This is a genomic window from Bradyrhizobium sp. USDA 336, assembly GCF_044908355.1.
In the GTDB taxonomy this organism is placed as follows: Bacteria; Pseudomonadota; Alphaproteobacteria; order Rhizobiales; family Xanthobacteraceae; genus Bradyrhizobium; species Bradyrhizobium yuanmingense.
In genome coordinates this window covers 1,691,583-1,716,991 of record NZ_JBIYDC010000002.1, presented here as the reverse complement: position 1 = coordinate 1,716,991, position 25,409 = coordinate 1,691,583, and the positions used below count along the sequence as shown (strand labels likewise).

Genomic DNA, 25,409 nt, shown 5'->3' with positions numbered 1-25,409 from the left:
TGCAGGCGGGGTTGAGTGATTATCTTGGGGACGGGGCCACGCGCGCCTTGCCGAGATAGGCGCGCTGGACCTCCGGATCGTTCTTCATCGCACTGGCCGGCCCGCTGCCGGCGTTGCGGCCGGACTCGATCAGGTAGACGCGATCGGCGATGTCGAGGCTTGCCCGCGCATTCTGCTCGACCAGCAGCACGCTGAGGCCGCTGCTACGGATCTCCGCCAACGCGCGGAAGACCTCGCGGCTGAGCAGGGGCGACAGGCCGAGCGAGGGCTCATCGAGCAGGAGCAGCAGCGGGTTCGACATCAGCGCCCGGCCGATCGCCACCATCTGCTGCTCGCCGCCGCTCATGGTGCGAACGGCCTGGGCCATGCGCTCGGCAAGGCGCGGGAACAGTCGCTGGATCCTCGCGAGCCGGTCTGCCTCGCCTGCGCGGGCGCGGGCGGGGTAGGCGCCGAGCTGCAGATTCTCGGCAACCGTCAGATCGCCGAACACGCCACGGCCTTCGGGCACCAGCGCGATGCCGCGCTCCACGATCAGATGGGCGGGCAGTTCGCCAATGTGATGTCCCTCGAACCGGATCGTTGCGCCCGGCGCGGGCTTGACCAGACCGGCGATGCTCTTGAGCAAGGTGGACTTGCCGGCGCCGTTGGCGCCGAGGATCGCGACGATCTCGCCTTGCCCGATAGCAAGCGCAATGTCGGCGAGAGCCTGGTGCTTGCCATAGAAGTGGGAGAGGGCGGCGACCTCAAGCATCGTCGCCTCCGAGATAGGCGGCAACGACTTTTGGATCGGACAACACGGCCTCCGGCGCGCCGCGCGCGATCACGCTGCCGGCATTCATGACGATGCAATGGCTGCACAGCGCTCGGATCGCATCCATGACATGCTCGACCATGATGATGGTGAGGCCGCGATCGCGCAATTTCGCGATCAGCGCGATGCCGGTCTCGAGCTCGCTCGGATTGAGACCCGCCAGCCATTCGTCGAGCAGCACAAGGCGCGGCTGCAGCGCCAGCGCGCGGGCAAGCTCGAGCCGCTTCTGGTCGATATAGGTCAGCTCGCTCGCGGGCGCTTCCTGCAGCTTGCCGAGCCCGACGAGATCCAGCAGCTCGCTTGCCGTTGCGCCCGAGCCGTTCGAGGTCGAGAACAGCCGCGCCGCCGCAACGTTTTCGGCCACCGTCAGGTCCGGCATCACGCGCACCAGCTGGAACGTGCGCGCAAGGCCAAGGCGCGCGATCTGGTGCGCGCGCATACCGTTGAGGACGATGCCGCCCAGCCGGATCGTGCCCGAGGAGGGCCGCAGCGCCCCGGACAGCGTATTCAGCAGCGTCGTCTTGCCGGATCCGTTCGGGCCGATGATGCCGATGATCTCGCCCGTGGTGACCGTGAAGCTGACACCGTCGACGGCGCGCAATCCGCTGAACGATTTGCTGACGCCGTCGACCGCGAGCAGCGGTGCATCGCCCGCGCGGGCGGGCGCGGTGGCAGGACCGCCGGCCGGAACGCGCCAGCGGCTCACCCCGAACAGGCCGACCACGCCGTTCGGCAACACCATCACGATGAACACGAAGATGACGCCGAGCACGATGCTAAAATGGTTGGGCAGCGTCGCGGTCAGCACCTCGAACAGCAGGACCAGGGGAATGACGCCCAGCACAGGCCCGAACAGCGAGCCCGCGCCGCCCAGCAGGGCCATGATCACGACCTGGAACGAGATGGTTGGATTGAACGCAATGGCCGGATCGATATAGGTCCAGCGTGGCGCCATGACCGCGCCGGTCACCGCCATGAAGGTCGCGCTCAGAATGAAGACGCCGAGCTTGATCCGCGTGGCATCGATGCCGGAATGGCTCGCCGCGGTCTCGTCGGCGCCGATGGCGCGCAGGGCCAGCCCATAGCGCGAGCACCCGAGCATCCAGCCCACCAGGAAGACGACCGCGGTCAAGCCCAGCAGCTGCCAGTAGAGAACGTCCTGCGTCACAGCGCTGAAGAGATAGCGGCCGACCGACTTGTGGATGTTGACCTCGTACCAGATCACGAGCTGCCGGATCAGCTCGGCCAGGCCGAAGGAGAAAATCACGAAATAGATTCCGGACAGCCGCAGCGTCGAAAGCCCGGTGATTGCGGCGGTGAGTGCGCCCACGCCGGCTGCGGCCAGCAGCACGACCGGCCAGGGCATGGTCTCGCCGAGCACCGCAGCCGTGTAAGCGCCGAGCCCGAAGAACGCGACCGTGGCAAGCGAGATGTAGCGCGTCGGGCCCGAGAACATCGCCCACGCGGTCGCCAGGATCGTGAAATAGAGCACGCTGATGCCGAGCGCGAGATAATAGCCGTTGGCATAGAGCGGATAGGTGACGAGGCAGGCGGCGAGGGCGAGGCCGGCGCACCACAGCAGAATCCGGACGGGCCCCGTCATGACGCCGCCCTGCCGAACAGGCCGGTCGGCTTGATCACGAGCACGCCGAGAAACAGGGCGTAAGTAGCAGCCAGCGTCAGGCCGGGATCGACCAGCCGCGCCACCGCGGTCTCGACCACACCAAGCAGCAGTCCGGCGACCAGCGCACCGATGACGTTGCCGACACCGCCCATGATGACGACGACCAGTGCCTTCATCGTGAAGACCACGCCCATCGCGGGATTGAAGGTGAGGAACATGCTGATCAGCACGCCGCCGACGGCGACGAGGCCGCCGCCAAAGGCAAACGCCAGCCCCGACAGGGCCGCGACGTCGATGCCGACGAGACGCGCGGCGTTGGCATCGACTGCGATGGCGCGTACCGCAGTGCCGATCCTGGTGCGGGTGAGGGCGAGATAGACGGCGCCGCCGACCAGCGCCGCGAACAGCAGCGCGACAAGCCGATTGACGGCAAGCGTCGAGCCCATGATCGTCAGCGGAATGGAGAGATAGCTATAGCTGTAGTACTGGCCGCCAAAGGCGACCAGCATGGCGCCCTGGATCACGAACAGCACGCCGAAGGTGACGAGGATGCTGTCGATCTCCTGCGCGCCCCGGTCCTTGCCGCGCCGCATCAGCCGTTCCAGCAGGAAGCGATACAGCAGCCAGTTCAGCACCATCGCGACCGGGACCGCCAGCAGCAGCGCCGCGAGCGGGCTCAGCCCAAGGCCGCTATAGAGCGAGAACGCGCCGAAGGCGGCCGCGACCAGCGACTCTCCATAGGAGAGGTTCATGATCCGCGCCACGCCATATTGCAGCGTCAGCCCGAGCGCGATCAGCGCGTACATGCCGCCGAGCACGAGGCCCGGCAGGATGATGTCGACAAGCAACATGAAGCGGCGCCCCCTTGAGCGGACGGCAGGCAGGCCTCGCCGACGCAAGGCCTGCCAACCAGCCTACTGCCACTGCGGCTTGGGCACGACCGCGGCACGCGCGCCCGGCAGCGAGGTCGGTGCGAGGGCGTAGAACTCGCCGTTCTGCCACTGCCCGACGCTCCAGACCTCCTGAAGCAGCCCGTCCTTCAGCTTGACCTTGCCGATGATGGTCTCGAACGTGCCCGCACGGATTTCCGCCGCGACAGCGGCGCGATCGAGCTTGCCGACCTTTTCGATGGCCTGCTGGAGCACCTGCAGGCTCGCATAGGTGATCGAGCTCGCCCAACGATCCGGTTCCTTGCCGGTGGCGGCCTTGTGGCGCGCCAGATACTCCTTCAGCTGCGGAGACTCGGCATTCCAACCGCCGATGCCCATCACGCCGTCGCTGTTGGCGGCAAACTTGCCCTTGTAAAGCGGGAACGCGGTGCCGACGCCGACGTAGAAAACCTTCGGGTTGAACTTCAACAGCTGCGCCTGCTCGGTCAGCGCGATCGTATCCGGCGGATAGCTGAAGGCGACGAACGCATCCGGGTTCGACGCGATCGCATCCTTCAACAGAGGCTGGAGATCCTGCGTGCCCATCGGATAGGTCTTGTCATAGCCGAGCTTGAAGCCGTGCTTCTTGAAGGCCTCGCGGCCCGCGGCGGACAGCTCGATGCCGAACTGGTCGGCGATGCTGACCATCGCGATGTTCGCCCCGATCTTGCCTTCGCTCTTCAGCTTGCCGAGCAGATCGGCGAGCCCCTCGGATATCTGGGCCGACGTCCCGAGCCAGAACGTCGCGTTCGACCAGCGCTTGGCAAGCTCCGGCGCCTTGTCGGTCACCGACGTGACCGCGAGGTGAGGGTAGCCCAGACGGTTCAGAGTCGGGCCGACCGCGAGATTGAGACCCGTGCCCCACGGCGAAAGAATGAAATCGACCTTGTCCTGGTTGGCGAGGCGCTCGATCGCCTTGACGGCTTCTTCCGAGCTGCTGCGGTCGTCATATTCGACCACCTCGATCGGCAGCTTCTTGTCGCCGAGCTTGATGCCGCCGGCGGCATTCACGTCCTTCACCCACAGCTCATAATTGGGCAGGGTGGTGATGCCGGCGCCGCCGGCATAAGGACCGGTCTTGGAAATGGCGTAGCCGATCCGGATCTTCTCCTGCGCGTCGGCCGAGGACGTCCCCAGCGTTCCGGCCAGAGCCGCAAGGCCAGCGACGCGCAGCAACGTTCGACGGTTCGCTGAAAACATATCGTGTCTCCCTCCTGTTGCACTCAAGCGATGGTCGGCATCGCAGTGAGTGGTCGTTTCCTCTTGATCCCGACTTTCTCTAGGGCGGCATCATTGAGCCGGCCGCCACCGGGACTTGACCTAGCAAGCATCCCAAGCTTTGCTCGCACAATGGACAAATCCGGTGAAAGATTGGACGTTTCTGGCCTTGATGGCCAAGTGCGTCGAGGCGTCGCGGGCTCAGATCCGGCAACGGCAACCGTCCCGAGTGGGGCTGTGCCTGTGGGCGCCGAGCTGATCGCGGCGCATTACGTCGCGCGGCGATGGACGCTGATCTCGAAAGCGGCCCGTCCGTTCATTCATCTGCTCTGCCTTCCCGGCGGCGGGACCGCTGAGATCGGTCAGGCCGGCAGCACCATGCGGACGGTCGGACCCGCGCTGGTCTGGCTCCCGGCAGGATCCGCCGACTATCTGGAGGTGTCGGCAGGCACGACGGCGCAGCTGCTGCAATTGCGCGCCGGTATCTGGCATCGCTATCTCCCGCCGTCGGCGGAGGCGGCCTATCTCGCGCTCGAAGGCGCAGGCGGCATCCTGGCGTTGCAGGTCGAGGCCGATCTCGCGGCCACGATCGCGCGTTCGATCGCGGCGATCGCCGCCGAGATCGCCTCGCCCGCACGCAGCGGTGCAGCATCGATCATGTCGGCGGAGCTGACGCTGTGCGTGCTGCGATTCTGGCGCCTGTTCGCTGGCGACGGCAACCGCAACGAGGAGAGCAGCAGCACCGAGATCCTGAGCCGGTTCCGCAGGTTGCTCGAGGAGCGCTATCAACAGCACCTGCGCGTCAGCGATTACGCGAGGCTACTCGGCACCACGCCGGATCGCCTGCACGCACTCTGCAGCCGCGAGCTGAAGCGCTCGCCGAGCGAGCTGATTCAGCAGCGCCTGGTCAGGGAAGCGGCGGCGCGGCTGGAGGCGGGAACCATCGCCGTCAAGCAGATCGCATTCGCGCTGGGCTTCACGGACACCGCCTATTTCAGCCGCTTTTTCCGCAAGCACACCGGCGAGGCACCGGGCGTATGGCGTCGGCGCGTTGCGGCACGCGCGAGAGCGGGGCGATCGAGACCGACGCTGAATTTTGCCGATTGGCCGTAACGCACGCGGCTGCGCGAACAGCCGATCACGCATGGACGCTTTGTCGCGCAGCTTATTGGCCAGTCTCGACAAATTCTAATGTCGGACCTCTCGCACTGCAACGGTCGGTGCGTTAGGCCGAAGGCCCACCGGCTGAACAGCCGGCGGCGAGTCCAATCGAAAAGCGGTCCGGCAAATGAGGGGCCGGGTCCAGTGGGAATGAGATCTGAGCGATGAGAGCGATATTCGGCAAACTGCATCGCTGGGCGGGACTGCTGACGGCCGCCTTCCTGTTCTTCTCCGGCATCACCGGCGCGATCATCTCCTGGGATCACGAGCTCGACGACGTCCTCAACAGCCACCTGTTCGACGTCTCGACGAAGGGCCCGGCCATTCCCTCGCTCGAGCTTGCCAAGATGATCGAGCAGCGCGATCCGCGTGCGCGCGTCGTCTATCTCTTCATGACGCCGGAGGAGGGGCACTCGCTGTGGTTCTTCGTCATGCCGCGGATCGACCCCGCGACCGGCAAGCGTTACCCGCTCGACTACAATCAGGTCTTCCTCGATCCCAACACCGGTGCGGAGCTCGGCCGGCGCTATTGGGGCGCGGTGTGGCCCGTCACGCGCGAAAACTTCGTCTCGTTTCTCTACAAGCTGCACTACACGATGCACATCCCGGAATTCTGGGGCAGCGACCGCTGGGGCATGCGCGTGCTCGGCATCATTGCTATCATCTGGACCATCGATTGCTTCGTCGGCTTCTACCTGACGCTGCCCTCGCGCCGGCGCGCCAAGGCCGCGCGGGCGCCCGAAGTCGCGCGCCAGCTCGAGCGCGGCTTCTGGGCGCGCTGGGCGCCGGCCTGGACTATCAAGACCTCGGGCAGCGCCTACCGGATCAATTTCGACATCCACCGCGCCTTCAGCCTGTGGACCTGGGGCGTGCTGTTCATCATCGCCTTCACCGCGTTTTCGCTGAACCTCTATTTCGAGGTGTTCTCGCCGCTGATGAAGATGGTGTCGAACTACACCCCGACACCCTATGAGCAGCGGCCCTATCGCGATCTCGATAATCCGATCGAGCCCAAAATGACGTTCGCCGAGATTGCTGCCCGCGCGGCCGCCGACGGCAAGGCGCGAGGCTGGACCACCCCGGTCGGCGCGCTCAGCTACGGCCCGGCCCATGGCGTCTATGCCGCCGCCTTCTTCCATCCCGGCGACGATCACGGCGCCGGCGGCGTGGGCCCGGCGCAGCTCTATTACGACAGCGAGGACGGCCGCCCCATTGGCGAGCGGCTGCCCTGGGTCGGTACCGCCGCCGACATCTTCGTGCAGGCCCAGTTTCCGCTGCATTCGGGCCGCATCGTCGGACTGTTCGGGCGCATCCTGATCTCGGTGATGGGCCTCGTGGTCGCCGCGCTCTCTGTCACCGGCGTCGTGATCTGGTGGCGCAAGCGCCGCGCCCGCGTTCGCGTGCGCGAGACGGCAGCCCTGCGGCTGAACCGGGAGCAACTGACGCCGGCAGAGTAGGGCACCCGCGTTCCGCCAATGGATGAACCTTGGCACGCGGCGTCGGCACAAAGATGGGAGATCGCTCTCCAGTCTTCCCGGAATCGCAATGAGATTGCCTGCCTTGCTCTGCCTGCTCGTCCTGGCCGCGCCCGCCGGGGCGGCCGCGCCCGAGCAGCATTATCTCGACCTGCGCGACCGCTACATCGCAAAATTCTCGAACGCCAAGGAGAGCGACGAGATCTACAAGCAGCACGATGCGGCCCTGAAGGAGCTGGCCGGCGTGCTGCGCGGCCTGGTCGGTCCGGTCGCGATCAAGGGACTCCGGGCCGAGGGCAAGTCGAACGTCGATACGCTGTTCAAGGACGACATCGGCTTCGGCCATCTCGACGGGCTGAGCTTCGCATCCGAAGGCGACAAGATGCAGGCTGTTGTGACCACGACCGGGCTGCTCAAGCACTGGCTTGGCGAGCATCGCGAGGACGGCATGCCTCAGGACAGTGGCGCCGCGTTGAAATCCGACCGCTTCTATTATTACGCCATCCAGGACGCCGCCTTCGCGATCTACGCGGAGCTGCCGATCACCAAGCCGGCCAAGGCGAGCGTCGCAGCCGCTGTGCTCGGCGTGCGCGGCAATGGCGGCCTCAAGGGCCCGCCGGACGAAATCGACGTCGTCGCGATCCAGGGCGACAAGGTCTATTTCCTCGCGGCAAGGGAGGCCGTGAAGACCGCCCCGATCGCGACCTGCGAGAAGGTCTGGAAGCAGATGATGGCCAAGCCCATCGACAAGAAAGACCCGCGCGGCGAGATGGCCCGCGAGGACAAGGCAATGACCGCCTTCACGGCGTGCTTCGCCAAGGAAGCCCCGAGCGAGAGCTGGTATGCGGCCGCCGTCAAAAAGGCGCAGAGCCAGCTGGAGCGGCTGCCGCTTCCCTAGGAACGGCAGCTCGATATCCTCCGGCTTGATTCTCCGCCTCGGCCTGCGCAGGCGATGCGCCGTCCGGCAACCAGCAAGACATGAGCTTTTTGAATAGGTTAGGCCAATGCGGTTGTCCTGATCGTCATATTCGGCGGATGCAATCCCCGCGAGCTTCCACTTGCGGGTTGGGCGAGTTACTATGGCCTTTTGCGATACTTGCTGCATCCGGTCTGGCACCCGCTGGAGACCGTTCTTGCGGTTCGTCAACGAGTTGGCTGCGATTGACGATGATTACGCAGACCCGCGACCCCAGAGGCGAACGTCATCGATTGACGGTGCTGTTCTCCGACCTTGTCGGATCAACCGCCCTGGGCCGGGATGTCGAGTCCGAGCACCTTTCCGAACTCCTCAGCCAGTTGCGGCAGATCTGGCATCGCGCGGTGGCGAAGCACGGTGGTCGTATCATCCGCACGCAGGGAGACGGTGCCCTCGCCATTTTCGGCTATCCCCAATCCGGCGAAGACGACGGCCGTCGTGCTGCGGAAGCAGCGCTCGATATTCACGAATGGGTTGGAGAGCTGCGCCACGATGGCGTATCGCCGGCGCTGATGCCGCTTCGAATGCATTCGGGTATCCATGCCGGCACCGTGCTCCTGACCCAAGGCGACATCGAGTCCGGCCGGTATGACCTGATCGGCGATGTCGTGAACACGGCAGCGCACCTGTCGCGCCACGCCGGTCCGGATCAGATCCTGGCCAGCCTCGATGCCCTTGGGCCGCATGCCAACTTCTTCGAGCTCGCCGCCCACCTCCCGGCGGCTTCGGGAATGCCGCCGGCGAGGCTGGTGTTGGGTCGAAGCACGGCGACCCGGCGCTTCGAGGCAACCTCGCGCCGCGGCCTGACGCCCTTCATCGGCCGCAACGAGATATTCGGCTTCCTGACACGCTTTCTGAGCGAAGCACCTGCGCAGGCGCAACGCTGCGCGGTGGTCGTCGGCGGACCCGGACTCGGCAAGACGCGCCTTCTGGAAGAAGTGCTGGGGCACGTCGGCACCGAGCGCATCAGGCTGCTGCGAGGCAGTTGCGAGAGTTACGTCGGTGCAGAGGTCCTGCAACCATTCCTGCAGATGCTGCGCGCTGCACTGGGAATTCGAGCGGACGCCTCCCTCGTCGAGGCAAAGGAGACGGCGCGCGCGGCTCTGGAGCCCTGGGCGGCCCAACTCGGTCCGAACGCAGAATCGATTCTCGCACTGGCGTCGGCCGGCGCCGATGCGCGCGGCGGCCGCATCACCGTCGATGGCGTCGTCGGCGATCTGCTCGGGTTCTTCACCGGACTGTCGGCACATGGCCCGCTGGTGCTGGTGATCGACGACTGGCAATGGTCTGATGACGCGAGCCGCCAATTGCTGCAGGCTTTGCTGGAATTGCCCAACGGACCTCGCGTCATCCTCGCCAGCCGGCCGCGCGAGGACGGCACCGAATGGATTTCCGGCGCGCCGCACCTGTTTCTCGAACCGTTTCAGGGGCCGGAAACCGACTTTGCCGTACGACGCTGGGTCCCGCAGGCCGACCCCTTCCTGGTAGCCCGCATCCATGCCTATGCGGGCGGGGTGCCGTTGTTCATCGAAGAGCTCTGCCATTCCATCGCCGCCAACGATCCGGCCTCGTTCGAAGCGCGCAGCAAACAGGGCTGGATCGCAACCCTGGTCGCTTCGCGCCTGGCACGTCTGCCGCCCGATGAGGCGAAGGTGGTGCGCGCCGCGGCCGTCATCGGCAACACCGTGCCGCACGGGCTGCTGGTTTCGGCCTGCGGCACCGAACCCGACCCGGCCATCGTGCGGGCATTGGCGGATGCGGACTTTCTCTTTGCCGATCCAGCGGGCGGCGTCCTTCGCTTCAAGCACGGCATCACGCGCGATGCGGTCTACGACACCATTGGCCTGCACGAGCGTCAGGCATTGCACAAGCGGATCGAAGACACCCTGCTGGCGCGGTCCGAGCAGGCTGATCGCGAAGATGCGATGGAAGCTCTGGCCTACCATTCGCAAGGCGCAGGTCATTGGGAAAGCGCAGCCCATTATGCCGAACGTGCCGGCGACAAGGCCATGGCTGCATTTGCGCTCGATCGTGCCAGCGCGCAGTACCAGGTTGCGATGCAGGCGCTGGATCGCGTGCCCAATCGCTCGCGCGAGCAATCGCTGCGCTGGTGCTTGCTGGCCAACAAGCTGGGTATGGCCAACATCTTCGACCCGCTGTCGCTGACCGACGACACCTCTGTGTTCGAACGCGCGGTTGCGATCGCGTCCTCCCTCGGCGAGACCGCCGCGATGGCCAGCGCCTATGAATGGCTCGGCTGGATGTGCTACGGGTTCGGCCGCTTCCGCGAAGCCGTGACGCACACGCGGACGGCACTGGAATTGGCGCGCAAGCTCGAAGATCGTCGCCTGATCGCTCAGATCGAAGCGACGCTCGGTCAGATTCTTGCTGCAAGCTGTCAGTACGACGAAGCCATCGCCCTGATCGACGCCGCCATTTCGACCAAGCAGCAACGCAGCCGGCGGCATGGTGCGATATCCTTCGGAGCCGCCTATGCGCTATCGTGCAAGGGCGGTGTCCTTGCGGATCGCGGCGATTTCGAGGACGCCCACGCCTGTTTCGGCGAAGCCATGGCTCTGGTCGGAGGCTCGACCCATCCGGTCGTCAATTCCGTGCGCAACTGGATCGCAGTCGCGCTGATCTGGCAGGGTCGCTGGCAGGAGGCGGAGCAGCTTGCCGTGGAAGGGGCGCGCATCGCCGAGAACACGCGCAGCCTGCTGCTTCTGGCGGATTGCCGGGCCGCCTCGGGATTTGCCCGCTGGTCGGCAACCGGCGACGCCGAGGGCCTGCTGCAGTTGCGCAACGCCGCCGAATGGATGGAGCGGCGCAACTTTCAATTCTACACGTCGGTTCAATACAGCTGGCTCGTCGAGGCGGCGACGGCCGAAGGCGATGTCGAGACGGCGCGACGGTATGCCGCCCATGTCCTGCGGCGCGCACGCGAAAGCGAGCGACTGGGCGAAGCGGCGGCGTGCCGCGCGCTGGCGAAGCTCGCAGCTTTGCGCCAGGATCTTCGCCTCAGCGAGCGCTGGTTGCGCCGGGCCGAAACCTCCGCAGGGTGGCGCGGGTCGCTGCGCGATGCGGCCCTGAATCTTTTCCTGCGGGGCGAGCTCCTCGCAGGGCAGGGCCGGGGGGAGGCGGCTCGCCAGACCATGATGGAAGCCGCGGAGAAACTGCGCGCCCTCGGCATGCACTGGCATGCGGAGCAGACGATCAGGCGCATCGCCGGCATACCCGTCATCCACGCCAACGATCAGCTCGCTCGGCATTGTGCCGTCTGATCGCTGCGCACCTGCCCACGGCTCTAGGGTAGCGGTGGGCTCGGCGCCGGGACTCTTCCGTCCATCGTCAGGCTCATTGGAATGGGGCCGGTCCGCAAGGGTAGCTCCGTCTCCACCAGTGCGCTGAAGAAACCCAGCATCACCGCCAGTGCCGGGTCTGCTCCGGGACATGAATGCGTGGGATGCCCCGCGACCCTGCGGTTGCCGCCGAAAGCGTGGTAGATGTCCTGACGGCCTTCGGCGAGACTTTGCTGGGTGGCGGAGACCGCGCCGGCGACGATGACGTCTCCGGGCCTGACCTCGACACCTCCGATGGTCTGCGAAACGACGGCCGTCCGCCAGATCAGTTCGGGCACCGCGCGAAGTTGCATCGCGGGGATGAAGTCGTCTCTCAGCCGGTTGAGAGCGTCCATATAGTTCTTTGCCTTCGTGCCGGCATAGCGAGCGCGCAACGCCCATAGCGTTCCTTCGCGCAGCCATTCGTTCAATATTCGTCGCAGGTTGCCGTCAACGGTCGGAATGAATCCCATCATGGCGCCGGCGACCGTGCGCGCCACGAACGGAATGTCGCCGGTGCCCCGCGGCGAGTTATAGACTGCCTTCGTCACTGGCGCGTTTGTCGGCCCGAACTGCGTCAGGAAATTTTCCATGGCACGGCGTGCAGCGTCGCCATGTGCCGCGCCGATCGCCTCCACTGTCGCGTTCGGGTGCGGCTGGAAGATGTAGCGCGAAGGCGACAGGAAATGCCCGGGATAGCCGGGCGGCTCGCCCGGCGTCCAATCCCAGCGATAGCCGACGCGGCGGAAATGGCCCCCGTCTTCGCTCAACCCGAACCACGCTTCGCAGAAGGCGGCGAGCAGCGGATCCACCAATTCGTGCACGTCGACGGTCAGCTCCCAGCTCGCTTCGCCGTCGCTGGCGGCATAGTCGATCGTCTGCTTGACCATGAAGCCCAGCACCTTCTGTGTGACCGCGCGCGCCAGCTCGAATGCGGCGGGTTGGTCGAGGGCCATGATCGCGGCATTGCAGGCCTCGGATTCCTGCTCGTAGACTTGGTCTGGCTGCCCGGCGTCGCGGCCAAGATAGAGGATGCCGAACGACCGCAGCATGCGGGGAAGATAGCCCGTGATGGTCAGCTTGGTGTCGGAGTCGGCGAACACCTTGTAGACCATGTCGCGGTCGGCCACCAAGACCCCGAAGGGCGTGCGAAGCGCGCCGCCGTGGCGCTCGCGGATCGCAGCCCAGATCGAGGCGTTGACGAAATGCGAGGCTGAATCCGGATCTTCGAGCGCTGTCTTCCACGCGGCCATCGCCGCGGCTTCGCCCTGCTGGCGCTCGATCAGGCGCAGACGCGCGATCTCTTTTTCCCCCTGATCCGCGCACCACGTCACCGCCGGTTGGTACCCCTGGCTCGCCGCCCATTGCTTTAGATCGGCAAGCGCCTTCTTCGATGGCGCAAAGAAATATGCTCCCCATTCCAGACGGACGAACGGACGAGGTTCGTCGTGGAGCCGGTCCGAGCCGTCCAGTGCCACACGAATGGTTTGGCCTCCATGCTCGAAACGGAAATGCCGGAGCCGGCCAGGCTCGGCGACGCCGAGGAAGGGATCGCTGACCCCCGAGGACGCACCCGAGCTGTTGCCGCCAGAGAGCCAGCTCTGCACCACCTCGAACTGCTCGCCGAGGCTGGCATTGTAGGCCATGAAAACCAGACCGCGCTCTGGCTGCTGGCCGGATTTGGCGGCTTGCGGGTCGACGGGCGGACCGTAGGACATGCCGCGCCTGACGATCCGTGGGGGCCGGGCGCCGGCATCCGCCTTGGTGATCGACACGCGCGGATTGGCGCGCCGTATGTGCGCGTGAAACGGACACGATTGGGCCTGCGGGTCGGCGTCGTAGTTGAAGTCGTTGCTCTGCGCGCATGGCGGCGGAGTTGGGGTGAGGGGCTGGCCGGCCTGGGGATGGCCCGTCGGCCAGCGTCCCATCATCTTGGCCATCAGAGTCTCGCGCGTCAGGGCAGGTGCGTCCGGTGCGGCCGTCTCGGCTGCCTGTCGCGTCGCGCGGGCGAGGACTTCGTCGAGCTGCTCGACGTCCTGTCGCAGCTTACGCAGTGCCATAAAGCTGCCGTCGCGGAGCATTGCGTGAGCACGGTTGGTCGCGTTGCCGAACGGTGCCGTCTCGTCGGCGAGGTTCGGGTAGCCGCACAGAATTTCGCCGAGATGCACCTGATTGGAGTAGTATCTGCCGGCCTGGCACTCACGCAGCACCGGGTCTGAACCGCCGTCGGCGAACCCGAAATGGTCCTGCATGTCACCGGATCGTTTATCGCGCTGGCGCTGCATCCACTGGATCGAAAGGGGCTTGATGCCTGCATCGACCTCGACCAGACGCTTCATTTCGGCCATCAACGCCTGTCTCGCATCCGCCGTCGGCTGCGCGTCCTTGGACAGCAACAGGCGGAGCTGGAGGACGGCATGGACCGAGCTCATGCTGATCCGCGGCGCCGGGTCGCCGTCGGGCAGGTCCGGCGCGTCGATCCCGAGCGCCCAATTGCTGGCGGGAAGGCGCCAACGGTTCGGATGATTCCAGCGCACATCGCCGAGCAGGCCGGCGCGCCTTTCCATGCCTTGCACGAACTCTTCCGGCAGACTGCGCACCTCTTTGTCGGACAGGCCAGCCTGACGCAGTCCCTCGACCGTGAATGCGATGTTGGTGACGATCTGCCCCGGCGTCAGAACGTCGGCTTCGGAAGTCACCTGGAGGACGTCGAGAAACGCGGCAAGTGCGGCCGGATTGGCGAACTGCAACAGCAGCAGGCAGCCGTGATCTGAATTGTAGGCGGTCAGAATTCCGCCTTGCACGTTGCCGGGATCCTGCAACGGCGGTTCGGCCGGCGGGGCGAGGGGCAGGTTGCGCCGTACCGGCGCCACATCGGGCGGGGTCATCAACCAGCGCAGGGCCTCTTCATAGCGCCGGCGAGCGCGCTTGACGCCTTCCGCGTAGGTGTGGGTCGTTGATCATGGTGACGAATTCGGGCAGCAGCTCGTGGCCGGCCCGATGCAGAAGCACCCCGTCATGCGTGCCCGGCGGATAGAAGTCGGCCAGACGGTAGAGTCCCGCCAGTGCGCGGATGCCGTGGCGAAACGGAGGCCGGGCGGCAGCTTCGATGCTGAGCGGTTTGCTGAAGCCGGCATTGGTCGGATCGACGCCGACCTGGCCGTCGACCTCGAATATCGAGTGTCGCGCGATGTCTTCCGGCGAGGGAATCCTGATCCGCGTGACGATCTTGTCGGCGCCGGCGCCAGAGGCGCGCCGATAGACTCGCTCCTCCATCCGGAGGAAGCGCGTGTCATCCACGGTCAGGTCGGGGGTGGCATAGAGGAAATAGGCTTCGGTCTGCTTGCTCTTGAGCCAGATACCCCAGTTTTCGTACGTGTTCTCGTATCCGAGCACATAACCATCGGTATTGCAGAAGATGAGGTCGAGCAGCCGGGCGGCCTTCTGCCATATGACACGGACATAGGCTTCCCAGGACCCGTCGAACGTCGCGGTCAGAAGCACATAGTCCACGCCGTCAACGGATTCGTCCTCGGGTTCGAGCACGGCGATGCCCACCGAGTGGATCCGCCCGACGCGGTCAACGGAATCGGTCAGCACGCGGGCGAGCTCGTATTCATACGCGTTGGCGCGTCCGCCATTCAGCGCCCGCAGCACGTATTTGACGCGGGTCTTGTACGTGGTTGCATCGAGGGACGGCACGAACCCCTTCTTGATCGGAGCCATCACCCTGAAATCGGACGTGCCGGCCATGCTGCCGGTCTTGATGGTCAAATCACGACGCATGTTTTTGGCTCCCCCGGGTCGCACGCGGCTCAAAGCGCCTTCGCGCCAGGACCGGCCGGCACCCAAAACGTGTTTCGTTATGCAACTTATTTGGGGAATAGTGCGGCTCGCGGCCGCTCGATTGTATGAACTGGCACACACTTTCCGAACTTTCCACTGCGGCATGCGGGCGGAAGATGCGCCGGAGCACGCAATCAGCCAGGACTGAGCTACCACGGCTTTGAGCTCGGGCAGGGGCGATATCGGCTTCGGCCATCTCGACGGACTGAGCTGGGCCTCGCGACATAGCTCGCATGGTCTTGAGATTCAAAACGAGGGCGCTCACCGATTTGTGGTCGAATCCCGCCGATCATTGCCGTGAATTAACACCACACCGCATTCACTTCTGATCTGCTGTTGCCATGTTTGCTCACGACTGCAATTCCGGACGCCCGAAGCCGGGAGTGTGAGCGGGGTTCATCGTTGACCCTCGAGACCAAGAACCATCCAGGAGCGCACGAGGTGGCCGCACCGGCAACACGCCGCGTGCCACGCGTCAACGCTGATCTGGACAGCCGTGGTGGCCGCAACAGGCTGCGACGCGCGAGGAGTGCTCGATGGGTATCGTTCGTTTCGCCTTGCGATTTCCCCACACCTTCTACGTGGTCGCCGCGCTGATCCTGTTCCTCGGCGCAGTCACCCTATTCGCGATGCCGACCGACATCTTTCCGGATATCGACATCCCGGTCGTGACCGTGATCTGGAGTTATACCGGCCTCAGTACGCCGGAAATGGAGCAACGCGTCACCACCTACAGCCAGTACTCGATCAGTTCGAACGTCAACGGTATCAGGAACATCGAGGCACAGACCATGGCTGGCCTGTCGGTGCAGAAGATCTACTTCCAACCCGACGTCAATCTCGACCTCGCGATTTCGCAGATCGTCTCCGCCACCAACGCCATCCGCGCGCTGATGCCGCCCGGCATCCAGGCGCCGGTCGTCGTTCAGTTCAACGCCTCGAGCGTGCCCGTGCTCCAGGTCAGTCTGAGCTCCGATACGCTCAGCGAGCAGCAGCTCTACGACTACGGCATCTATCGCATACGTCAGCAACTGGCGCCCATTCCGGGCATCACGCTGCCGACGCCATCGGGCGGAAAATACCGCCAGATCATGGTCGATCTCGATCCAGCCAAGCTGGTCGCCAAGGGGCTGACGCCCCTCGACGTCGTCAATGCGGTCAACGCCCAGAACCTGACGTTGCCGGCTGGAACGGCAAAGATGGGGGACAAGCAATATGTCGTCCGGACGAACGCGACGCCTCCATCGATCAAGGACCTGAACAACATCCCGATCAAAGTCGTCAACGGCGCCACAATCTTTGTCAGGGACGTCGGGCAGGTTCACGACGGCTGGCTAGTGCAGCAGAATGTCGTGCGCCAGAACGGCCGCCGTTCCGTGCTGCTCAGCATCATCAAGAACGGCAACGCCTCGACGCTCAGCGTGGTCAACGCGGTTCACAAGGCGCTCGAAGCCGCGCGCGCCGCCGCGCCTCCGGGCATGCGTATCGACGAGCTGTTCGATCAGTCGGTGTTCGTCAAGCAATCGGTGGAAGGCGTGCTGCGCGAGGGCGCTATCGCAGCCGCGCTGACAGCACTGATGATCCTGCTGTTCCTTGGATCATGGCGATCGACGCTCGTGGTGATGATCTCGATTCCGCTATCGATCCTCACATCGCTGATCGTGCTCCACTTCCTCGGGGAGACCTTGAACACGATGACGCTGGGAGGACTGGCGCTCGCCGTCGGTATCCTGGTCGACGATTCCACGGTCACGATCGAGAATACCCATCGCCTGCTCACGGAGGAGGGACAGCCTCTGTCGCAGGCCACGCTGCACGGCGCGGCCGGCATCGCCATACCCACGCTCGTCTCGACCCTGGCGATCAGCTGCGTCTTCACGTCGGTCGTCTTCCTGGAAGGACCGGCCAAATATCTGTTCACGCCGCTGGGCCTTGCGGTGGTCTTCGCGATGCTGGCGTCATACGGGTTGTCGCGGACATTGACGCCGATCATCATCGGTCTCCTGCTCAAGGGCGAGCGCCACGGCGAAACCGGCGCTGAACCACGCGGTCCCTTCGCGCGCTTTCATGCGGCCTTCGAGCGACATTTCGAGGCGATGCGCCATGCCTATTCGCATATCCTGACCGGATTGATCGAGCATCGCTTCATCATTCCTGCGGGCATGGTCGCCGTTCTGGCACTGGGCCTCGTGCTGTTCCCCATGGTCGGCCGCGATTTCTTCCCGGTCATCGACGGGGGACAGATCCAGCTCCATGTGCGCGCGCCGGCCGGAAGCCGGATCGAGAATACCGAGGCGATCTTTCAACGGGTCGAGGACAAGATCCGCGAGATCGTTCCGGAGAGGGATCGCGCGCTGATCGTGGACAATATCGGCCTGCCGGCGCGCTCCTATAATCTGGCGTTCAGCGACGGTTCGACTATCGGCGTCAATGATGGTGTCATCCTGGTTTCGCTGAGGGAAGGCCACCGGCCAACGGCCGACTACGTGCGCAAGCTGCGCGAAGTCCTGCCGGCTGCATTTCCGGAAGACACTTTTTACTTCCAGGCAGCCGACATCGTCACCCAGATCCTCAATTTCGGGCTGCCGGCCCAGATCGACGTGCGAACCGTGGGCTACGACAAGGCAAACAACCTGAAGGTCGCCACCGAGCTGCGCCGGCGTCTCGCCGCGATCCCGGGAATCGCCGACGTCCATCTCCAGCAGGAGGTCAACGCACCGGCCTTTTACGCGAATATCGACCGCACCCGCGCTGCGCAGCTGGGGCTCAATGCCGACACGATCGCAAGCAACCTCAACGTCAGCCTGAGCTCTTCGGAGCAGGTCATGCCGAATTTCTGGACCGACCCTACCTCCGGCATTCCCTATTACTTGGCCGTGCAGACGCCCGAGCGGCAGATCGCATCGCTCAACGATCTCGCCAACACGCCGGTATCGACCTCGCTGGCGTCACTGCAGACTGACACGCCCATTCCCGGCTTGCTTGGCAACGTCGCCACATTCCAGCGCGGCACGATCCCGACCAACGCCAACCAGGCCAATGTGCAGCCGGTCTACGAGGTCTATGCCAGTGTCCAGGACCGCGATCTCGGCAGCGTGGCGAGCGACATCGCCAAGGTAACGGCCGATCTTCAGAAGCAGCTCAAGCCCGGCAACACGATCCAGGTCACCGGCCAGATCCAGAGCATGAACAGTGCCTTCATCAACCTCGGCACAGGACTGCTGTTCGCCGCCGTGCTCGTCTACCTGCTCATGGTCGTGAATTACCAGAATTTCGGCGATCCCTTGGTCGTCATTCTGGCCTTGCCGGCCACGCTCTGCGGCATCCTGACCATGCTGTTCATGACCAGCACGACACTCAATGTGCCCTCGCTGATGGGAGCGATCATGGCGGTCGGCGTCGCCTCGGCGAACTCGATCCTGCTCGTGACCTTTGCCCGCGAGCAGCAGCTCGCAGGCAAGACCGCCTTTGAAGCCGCGGTCGAGGCCGGCCATACCCGAATCCGGCCGGTTCTGATGACCGCGGCCGCGATGATCGTCGGCATGATCCCGATGGCGATCGGCGCCGCCGGCGAGGAACAGAACGCCGCGCTGGCCCGCGCCGTCATCGGGGGGCTGCTGTTCGCAACGCCGACCACGCTGCTGGTCGTGCCTTACCTCTTCGCGGTTCTTCGCAAGGGCAATGACGGGAAGACACACCACGGGGTATTCGACGAGGTGCTGGAATGAACTTCAACAGACCAATCGAACCCGAGCGCCTGGCCGAACCTGGTCAGAACCAGGACGTCACACCTCGAGGGCAGACTCGTCGGGGAGGGCGCCTCGCCGGCTTTAGCCTGATCCTCATTTCCGGCGCGCTGCTGGCGGCGGGGGCCTGGCGCCAATATGCCGAGCACCGCCAGGTCCTAGCGACAGCCGAGCAGCAACGAGATTTTGTTCCGCAAGTCCGTGTGGCCGCCGTCGAGCCCGCCGATCAAGTCGAGGTCGTCGAGCTGCCGGCCACGACCTCCGCATTTGCGAGTGCCAACATCTTCGCCCGCGCCAGCGGTTATATCGCCATTCGCGCCGTCGATATCGGCGACCACGTCAAGGCAGGGCAGCTGCTCGCCGAGATCAATGCCCCCGAGCTCGATCACCAGATCGCCCAAGCGGAGGCGACACTCGCCCAGCTCAATTGGTCGTACCAGCAGGCGCAGGCCAACCGGGAACTCGCCAAGGTGACCTGGGACCGCGATCGGCCGCTGGTCGACAAGGGATGGGTGACCGCGCAGCAGGGCACTATCGACGAGCAGACACTGAAGGCCCAGGAGGCGGCGGTATCGGTGGCGCAGGCGAACATCACGGCCGAGCAGGCGCAGTTGCAGGTGCTCCGCCAGCAGAAGCTGTATCAGCGCGTAGTGGCTCCGTTCGACGGCGTCATCACCCAGCGCAATGTCGACGTCGGCAGCCTGGTCCAGGCCGATGCCACCTCGGGCACGTTCATGTTCACGCTCCAGCAGGGCAGCGTCATCCGTACCCAGGTGTTCGTGCCGCAGGACGCCGCATTCAACCTCAGGCCTGGCATTGCCGCGATCGTCCACGTACCCGAGATCCCGGACCGGACCTTTCCCGGGACGGTGACCCGGATAGCGGATGCACTCCAGCCCGGCTCGCGGACGCTGCTGACGGAGGTCGATATCCCGAATCCCGATGCGGCGCTCACGTCGGGGATCTACTGCACCGTGGAACTTCGTATCCCACGCCGGACGCCAAGCTTCCAAATTTCGGCTGACGCGGTGATCTTCAATGCCAAAGGAATGCAAGTCGCCGTGGTCGCGAATGGAATCGTGCATTTCAGGACGATCCACGTGCTGCGCGATCTCGGCCGTCAGCTCGAAGTCGACAGCGGGGTCGAGCGCGGGGATCACATCATTCTCAATCCGTCGGTGGACCTTGCCGACGGAGCCAAGGTGCAAATCCGGACGACGAGCGCCGCTTCATAGGTCGGCTAGGCCGGATCGACCGGCAGAAGGTGAGTAGTGGTTCGAGGCACGGCGCGGCCGGACCAGTCTGGACCCGCGTATCCGTGATTCGCATAAGGTATATTATGGAATATCTTTATGTACAATCAGATCAGTTATTTAGGCGCAATTGCTGACATCCGACCTTCGCCAAAACCTGTACCTCCGTCTGCGCGTCGGCCGTCGTCTTAGCTCTTGACGTCTACTGTGCATGGGGTTGTTTTTCAGGTTTTGAATCGGGGTCGAGGTCTGCGAAAGCCGATATTGTCGTGACCTTGTCCGGCTGCAATAAGCGAGGCATCCGTGAGATCGCAGATGACCTTAAGGCCGACCGTCCGTATAGGTTTGCATCTCAGAACAACAACAACAAACCTTCCGAGGAAGCAGACTCATGGTCCTGTCCACGCGCTTTTCCCGACGCACGCTTCTCAAGGCCTCCGCCGCGACCGCAGTCCTGGGCGGCCTCGGTGCGCCCCATGTGGCGCGCGCCCAGAGCGCCGAGTTCACTTACAAGTACGCCAATAACTTGCCCGACACACATCCGCTCAACGTCCGTGCCAAGGAGATGGCGGCGGCGATCAAGACCGAGACCGGCGGCAAGTTCGACCTGCAGATCTTCCCGAACAACCAGCTCGGCTCAGACACCGACATGCTGAGCCAGATCCGCTCCGGCGGCGTCGAGTTCTTCACGCTGTCCGGCCTGATCCTGTCGACCCTGGTGCCAGCGGCGTCCATCAACGGCATCGGCTTCGCGTTCCCGGACTATGACACGGTCTGGAAGGCCATGGACGGCGATCTCGGTGCGCATGTCCGCGCCGAGATCAAGAAGGCCGGGCTCGAGGTCATGGAGAAGATCTGGGACAACGGCTTCCGCCAGACCACGTCGTCGAGCAAGCCGATCACCGGGCCTGACGACCTCAAGGGCTTCAAGATCCGCGTGCCGGTGTCGCCGCTGTGGACCTCGATGTTCAAGGCGTTCGATGCCGCGCCGGCCTCGATCAATTTCAGCGAGGTTTATTCCGCACTCCAGACCAGGATCGTCGAGGGTCAGGAGAACCCGCTGGCCATCATCTCGACCGGCAAGCTCTACGAGGTGCAGAAGTACTGCTCGCTGACCAACCACATGTGGGACGGGTTCTGGTTCCTGGCCAACCGCAGAGCCTGGGAAAAGCTGCCGCAGGACGTGCGCACCATCGTCGCCAAGAACATCAATGCCGCCGCCGTCAAGGAGCGTGAGGATACCGCCAAGCTGAACGCCAACCTGCAGCAGGAGCTCGCGGGCAAGGGCCTGGCCTTCAACCAGCCGGCCATCGCGCCGTTCCGCGACAAGCTGCGCTCCGCCGGCTTCTATGCCGAATGGAAGGGCAAATATGGCGATCAGGCCTGGGAGCTTCTGGAGAAGGCCGTCGGCAAGCTGTCGTAGCGCGTTGGGGCCGTCGAGGTCGGTATCAGGATGGCTCACGTCGAGATCGAGGTGACCGAAGTGGTGGGCGAGGTGACGTTGCAGTCCCCTCGCCGACCTTCGCTGCTGGCCTCAGTCGAGCGCGTGCTCGGCCTCATGGTCGAAATCCCCACGGCGATCCTGGTGGTCGCCGAGATCGTGATCCTGTTTGCCGGCGTGGTTGCACGCTATGGCCTGCACCGGCCGCTGATCTGGTCGGACGAACTCGCCTCGATCCTGTTCCTGTGGCTCGCCATGCTGGGCGCGGCGGTTGCGTTCCGCCGCTCCGAGCACATGCGCATGACGGCGATCGTCGCGAGCGCCAGGCCGGCTATGCGGGCCTATCTCGATCTGGTCGCGACCTCCGCGGCCCTGGCGTTCCTGATCCTGATCGTCTGGCCGGCCTGCGACTACGCCTATGAAGAAAGCTACATCACGACGCCGGCGCTGCAGATCTCCAATATGTGGCGCGCCGCCGCGCTGCCGGCCGGCATTGGCCTGATGGCGGCCTTTGCCCTGCTGCGACTCGTGCGCGCCGCCGACCACCGAATGGTTGCGGCTGCCGTGCTCTCGGTTGCGTTCGTGATCGGCCTGTTCTGGCTGGCCGAGCCATTGCTGCGGCCGCTCGGCAATCTCAACCTCATCATCTTCTTCGTCGGCGTCGCCGGCTTCTGCGTGTTTGCCGGGGTTCCCATTGCGTTCGGCTTTGGTCTTGCGATCTACGGCTATCTCGCGCTGACCACGCGCACGCCGGTCATGGTGCTGATCGGGCGGATGGACGAGGGCATGAGCCACCTCATCCTGCTTTCCGTGCCGCTGTTCGTGTTCTTGGGGTTGCTGATCGAGATGACCGGCATGGCGCGGGCCATGGTGGCGTTCCTGGCAAGCCTGCTCGGCCACATCAGGGGCGGCCTGCATTACGTGCTGGTCGGCGCCATGTACCTCGTCTCCGGCATCTCCGGCGCCAAGGCGGCCGACATGGCGGCAGTCGCGCCCGTGCTGTTCCCGGAGATGAAAGAGCGCGGCGCCAAGCCCGGCGATCTCGTCGCGCTGCTTGCTGCCACCGGCGCCCAGACCGAGACCATCCCGCCCAGCCTTGTGCTGATCACGATCGGCTCGGTCACGGGCGTCTCGATCGCCGCCCTCTTCACCGGCGGCCTCCTGCCCGGCGTCGTGCTCGCCGTCACGCTCTGCATGCTGGTGTGGTGGCGCTACCGCCACGAGGACATGAGCCACGTCCGCCGCGCGACGGCATCCGAGATCGGCAAGACCTTCGTCGTCGCCCTGCCCGCGCTCGCGCTGCCCTTCGTGATCCGCTATGCCGTTGTCGAGGGCATCGCGACCGCCACCGAAGTCTCCACCATCGGCATCGTCTATGGCGCCCTCGTCGGCCTCCTGATCTACCGCCGCTTCGACTGGCGGCGGCTGTTTCCGATGCTGGTCGAGACCGCCGCGCTGTCGGGTGCGATCCTCCTGATCATCGGCACGGCGACCGGCATGGCCTGGGGCCTGACCCAATCCGGCTTCTCGCGCTCGCTGGCTGCGGCCATGACGGGATTGCCGGGCGGCGCTGCGACCTTCATCGCCGTATCGATCCTGGCCTTCGTCGTTCTCGGCAGCGTGCTGGAGGGCATCCCGGCGATCGTGCTGTTCGGACCGCTGCTGTTTCCGATCGCCCGCGCCGTCGGCGTGCACGAGGTGCACTACGCCATGGTGATCATTCTCGCCATGGGTATCGGGCTATTCGCCCCGCCCTTCGGCGTCGGTTATTATGCCGCCTGCGCCATCGGGCGCGTCGATCCGGCCGAAGGCATCAGGCCGATCTGGGGCTATCTGCTGGCGCTGCTGGTGGGATTGATCATCGTCGCGATCTTCCCCTGGATTTCGATTGGATTTCTTTGATGCGGTTTAAGGAGGGTGTCGATGAGTGAGCGACAGAATCCGTACAATATCGGCCTCGACAAGACGCAAGCCAATTATGTCCCGCTGAGCCCGCTGAGCTTCCTCGCGCGCAGCGCCGCGGTCTATCCCGATCACGTCAGCACGGTCTATGAAGGCCGCAGCTTCACCTGGGCGCAGACCTATGAGCGCTGCAAGCGCTTTGCCTCCTGGCTTTCGAGCAAGGGCATCGGTGTCGGCGACACCGTCGCGGCGATGCTGCCCAACATTCCCGCGATGAACGAGGCGCACTTCGCGGTGCCCATGACCGGCGCCGTGCTCAACGCGCTCAACATCCGTCTCGATGCGCCTTCGATCGCGTTCCAGCTCGATCATGGCGGCGCGAAAATCATCCTGGTCGATCCGGAGTTTTCAGGCGTCATCACTGCGGCCCTGGCGCAGATGACCGGCCCCAAGCCGCTGGTGGTCGACGTCGACGATGCATCGTTCAAGGGCGGCACGCGCATCGGCGAGATCGAATACGAGACAGCCGTCGCCGAAGGCGATCCAGGCTTCGCGCCGATCACGCCGAGCGATGAATGGAACGCGATTGCGCTGAGCTACACCTCGGGCACGACGGGCAATCCCAAGGGCGTCGTCACCCATCATCGCGGCGCCTATCTGAACGCCGTCAGCAACATCCTCGCCGGCAATCTCGGCCAGCATCCGGTCTATCTCTGGACGCTGCCGATGTTCCACTGCAACGGCTGGTGCTTTCCCTGGACCATTGCGGCGGCCGCCGGCATCAATGTCTGCCTGCGCAAGGTCGAGCCGACTAGGATCTTCGAGCTGATCAACAGCCACGGCGTCACCCATATGTGCGGCGCGCCGATCGTCTACAACACGCTGATCAACGCGCCCGATGCACCAAAGGGCGATGCGGCCCGCCGCGTCGTCGGCCTGATCGCCGGCGCCGCGCCGCCGGTCGCGGTGCTGGAAGGCGCCGAAAGCATCGGCATCAAGCTGACACATGTCTATGGCCTGACCGAGGTCTACGGCCCCGCCTCGGTCTGCGCCGAGCAGCCGGGCTGGGATGACCTGCCCGCCGCCGAGCGCGCGCGCATGAAGCGCCGGCAGGGCGTGCCCTACCCGCTCCAGGAAGCCGTCACCGTGATCAACCCGCAAACGATGCAGCAGGTGCCGCGCGACGGCGAGACCATCGGCGAGGTTATGTTCCGCGGCAACATCGTGATGAAAGGCTACCTGAAGAACGAGAAGGCGACGAAGGAAGCTTTCGAAGGCGGCTGGTTTCATACCGGCGATCTCGGCGTGCTCGACGAGCACGGCTACGTCATCATCAAGGACCGCTCCAAGGACATCATCATCTCCGGCGGCGAGAACATTTCCTCGGTCGAGGTCGAGGACATCCTATACAAGCACCCGGCCGTGCTGTTCGCGGCCGTGGTGGCAAAGCCCGATGCGAAATGGGGTGAAGTGCCCTGCGCCTTCGTCGAACTGAAAGAGGGCGCCAGTGCCAGCGAGGCGGATATCATCGCCTTCTGCCGCAGCCAGATGTCCGGCTTCAAGACGCCGAAGGCGGTCGTGTTCGGGCCGATCCCGAAGACGTCCACGGGCAAGATCCAAAAGTTCCTGCTGCGCAACGAAGTCGGCTCAGTGAAGGCGATCTCGGCCTGACCAGCGGCCAAAGAAGCT

General features: G+C 64.8%; 16 protein-coding genes. 10 read left to right on the top strand and 6 right to left on the bottom strand.

The genetic code is table 11. The annotated features are described in order from the left end of the window. Nucleotides 1–19 precede the first annotated feature (19 nt). The 4 genes from ABIA45_RS08930 to ABIA45_RS08915 all read right to left on the bottom strand — a co-directional run bounded on the left by ABIA45_RS08930 (nucleotide 20) and on the right by ABIA45_RS08915 (nucleotide 4,564). Nucleotides 20–751: an ABC transporter ATP-binding protein gene (locus ABIA45_RS08930; RefSeq protein ID WP_404651748.1), complete on the bottom strand. Its 732-nt coding sequence runs from the start codon at nucleotides 749–751 to the stop codon at nucleotides 20–22. Further along, nucleotides 744–2,414, bottom strand: a complete 1,671-nt coding sequence (locus ABIA45_RS08925) for an ATP-binding cassette domain-containing protein (RefSeq protein WP_404651746.1) — start codon at nucleotides 2,412–2,414, stop codon at nucleotides 744–746. The genes ABIA45_RS08930 and ABIA45_RS08925 overlap by 8 nt, the downstream gene beginning before the upstream one ends. After that, nucleotides 2,411–3,286 carry a branched-chain amino acid ABC transporter permease gene (locus ABIA45_RS08920; protein ID WP_404651744.1) on the bottom strand — a complete coding sequence of 292 codons (876 nt, stop codon included), beginning with the start codon at nucleotides 3,284–3,286 and terminating at the stop codon, nucleotides 2,411–2,413. The genes ABIA45_RS08925 and ABIA45_RS08920 overlap by 4 nt, the downstream gene beginning before the upstream one ends. Before the next feature lie 63 nt (nucleotides 3,287–3,349). Continuing rightward, on the bottom strand, nucleotides 3,350–4,564 hold the full coding sequence (locus tag ABIA45_RS08915; RefSeq protein ID WP_404651742.1) for an amino acid ABC transporter substrate-binding protein: 1,215 nt from the start codon (nucleotides 4,562–4,564) through the stop codon (nucleotides 3,350–3,352). Between the two features lie 255 nt (nucleotides 4,565–4,819). Between ABIA45_RS08915 and ABIA45_RS08910 the strand changes: the two genes are divergently transcribed. The 4 genes from ABIA45_RS08910 to ABIA45_RS08895 all read left to right on the top strand — a co-directional run bounded on the left by ABIA45_RS08910 (nucleotide 4,820) and on the right by ABIA45_RS08895 (nucleotide 11,475). Then, the gene (locus ABIA45_RS08910) at nucleotides 4,820–5,695 is read left to right on the top strand and encodes a helix-turn-helix domain-containing protein (protein WP_404651741.1); all 876 of its coding nucleotides are present in this window, start codon (nucleotides 4,820–4,822) and stop codon (nucleotides 5,693–5,695) included. A 212-nt stretch (nucleotides 5,696–5,907) separates the two neighbouring features. Then, entirely contained in the window at nucleotides 5,908–7,200 is a 1,293-nt protein-coding gene (gene fsrB / locus ABIA45_RS08905) for a siderophore utilization protein FsrB (RefSeq protein ID WP_157284415.1), read from the top strand. Between the two features lie 88 nt (nucleotides 7,201–7,288). After that, a complete protein-coding gene (locus ABIA45_RS08900) occupies nucleotides 7,289–8,116 on the top strand; it encodes a hypothetical protein (protein ID WP_404651739.1) in 828 nt (275 codons plus the stop codon). A gap of 269 nt (nucleotides 8,117–8,385) precedes the next feature. Continuing rightward, nucleotides 8,386–11,475 carry an ATP-binding protein gene (locus tag ABIA45_RS08895; protein WP_404655633.1) on the top strand — a complete coding sequence of 1,030 codons (3,090 nt, stop codon included), beginning with the start codon at nucleotides 8,386–8,388 and terminating at the stop codon, nucleotides 11,473–11,475. Between the two features lie 23 nt (nucleotides 11,476–11,498). On the opposite strand, the gene ABIA45_RS08890 is transcribed toward ABIA45_RS08895, so the two are convergent. Further along, nucleotides 11,499–13,817: a hypothetical protein gene (locus ABIA45_RS08890; RefSeq protein ID WP_404651738.1), complete on the bottom strand. Its 2,319-nt coding sequence runs from the start codon at nucleotides 13,815–13,817 to the stop codon at nucleotides 11,499–11,501. Between ABIA45_RS08890 and ABIA45_RS08885 the strand changes: the two genes are divergently transcribed. Beyond that, on the top strand, nucleotides 13,773–14,306 hold the full coding sequence (locus ABIA45_RS08885) for a hypothetical protein (protein ID WP_404651736.1): 534 nt from the start codon (nucleotides 13,773–13,775) through the stop codon (nucleotides 14,304–14,306). The two genes, ABIA45_RS08890 and ABIA45_RS08885, sit on opposite strands and share 45 nt — an antisense overlap. Nucleotides 14,307–14,439: 133 nt before the next feature. Here ABIA45_RS08885 and ABIA45_RS08880 read toward each other — a convergent pair whose 3' ends face one another. Continuing rightward, entirely contained in the window at nucleotides 14,440–15,351 is a 912-nt protein-coding gene (locus tag ABIA45_RS08880; RefSeq protein ID WP_404651735.1) for a hypothetical protein, read from the bottom strand. Between the two features lie 563 nt (nucleotides 15,352–15,914). On the opposite strand from ABIA45_RS08880, the gene ABIA45_RS08875 reads away from it, so the two are divergent. The 5 genes from ABIA45_RS08875 to ABIA45_RS08855 all read left to right on the top strand — a co-directional run bounded on the left by ABIA45_RS08875 (nucleotide 15,915) and on the right by ABIA45_RS08855 (nucleotide 25,391). Beyond that, nucleotides 15,915–19,106, top strand: coding sequence for an efflux RND transporter permease subunit (locus ABIA45_RS08875; RefSeq protein WP_404651734.1), 3,192 nt, complete (start codon nucleotides 15,915–15,917; stop codon nucleotides 19,104–19,106). After that, complete coding sequence (locus ABIA45_RS08870) at nucleotides 19,103–20,359, top strand: efflux RND transporter periplasmic adaptor subunit (protein WP_271542211.1); 1,257 nt, start codon at nucleotides 19,103–19,105, stop codon at nucleotides 20,357–20,359. Before ABIA45_RS08875 ends, ABIA45_RS08870 begins: the two co-directional genes overlap by 4 nt. A 409-nt stretch (nucleotides 20,360–20,768) precedes the next feature. Beyond that, complete coding sequence (locus tag ABIA45_RS08865) at nucleotides 20,769–21,800, top strand: TRAP transporter substrate-binding protein (protein ID WP_404651733.1); 1,032 nt, start codon at nucleotides 20,769–20,771, stop codon at nucleotides 21,798–21,800. 30 nt (nucleotides 21,801–21,830) lie between these two features. After that, on the top strand, nucleotides 21,831–23,720 hold the full coding sequence (locus ABIA45_RS08860; protein ID WP_404651731.1) for a TRAP transporter large permease subunit: 1,890 nt from the start codon (nucleotides 21,831–21,833) through the stop codon (nucleotides 23,718–23,720). Nucleotides 23,721–23,741: 21 nt separating this feature from the next. Beyond that, nucleotides 23,742–25,391, top strand: a complete 1,650-nt coding sequence (locus tag ABIA45_RS08855; RefSeq protein WP_404651730.1) for an acyl-CoA synthetase — start codon at nucleotides 23,742–23,744, stop codon at nucleotides 25,389–25,391. Nucleotides 25,392–25,409: the final 18 nt, after the last annotated feature.

Excerpts from the sequence above, each read along its gene's own strand:
- ABIA45_RS08930 (WP_404651748.1), bottom strand. The coding sequence starts at position 751 with ATGCTTGAGGTCGCCGCCCTCTCCCACTTCTATGGCAAGCACCAGGCT.
- ABIA45_RS08925 (WP_404651746.1), bottom strand. The coding sequence starts at position 2,414 with ATGACGGGGCCCGTCCGGATTCTGCTGTGGTGCGCCGGCCTCGCCCTC.
- ABIA45_RS08920 (WP_404651744.1), bottom strand. The coding sequence starts at position 3,286 with ATGTTGCTTGTCGACATCATCCTGCCGGGCCTCGTGCTCGGCGGCATG.
- ABIA45_RS08915 (WP_404651742.1), bottom strand. The coding sequence starts at position 4,564 with ATGTTTTCAGCGAACCGTCGAACGTTGCTGCGCGTCGCTGGCCTTGCG.
- fsrB (WP_157284415.1), top strand. The coding sequence starts at position 5,908 with ATGAGAGCGATATTCGGCAAACTGCATCGCTGGGCGGGACTGCTGACG.
- ABIA45_RS08900 (WP_404651739.1), top strand. The coding sequence starts at position 7,289 with ATGAGATTGCCTGCCTTGCTCTGCCTGCTCGTCCTGGCCGCGCCCGCC.
- ABIA45_RS08895 (WP_404655633.1), top strand. The coding sequence starts at position 8,386 with ATGATTACGCAGACCCGCGACCCCAGAGGCGAACGTCATCGATTGACG.
- ABIA45_RS08885 (WP_404651736.1), top strand. The coding sequence starts at position 13,773 with ATGGTCCTGCATGTCACCGGATCGTTTATCGCGCTGGCGCTGCATCCA.
- ABIA45_RS08890 (WP_404651738.1), bottom strand. The coding sequence starts at position 13,817 with ATGCAGCGCCAGCGCGATAAACGATCCGGTGACATGCAGGACCATTTC.
- ABIA45_RS08875 (WP_404651734.1), top strand. The coding sequence starts at position 15,915 with ATGGGTATCGTTCGTTTCGCCTTGCGATTTCCCCACACCTTCTACGTG.
- ABIA45_RS08870 (WP_271542211.1), top strand. The coding sequence starts at position 19,103 with ATGAACTTCAACAGACCAATCGAACCCGAGCGCCTGGCCGAACCTGGT.
- ABIA45_RS08865 (WP_404651733.1), top strand. The coding sequence starts at position 20,769 with ATGGTCCTGTCCACGCGCTTTTCCCGACGCACGCTTCTCAAGGCCTCC.
- ABIA45_RS08860 (WP_404651731.1), top strand. The coding sequence starts at position 21,831 with ATGGCTCACGTCGAGATCGAGGTGACCGAAGTGGTGGGCGAGGTGACG.
- ABIA45_RS08855 (WP_404651730.1), top strand. The coding sequence starts at position 23,742 with ATGAGTGAGCGACAGAATCCGTACAATATCGGCCTCGACAAGACGCAA.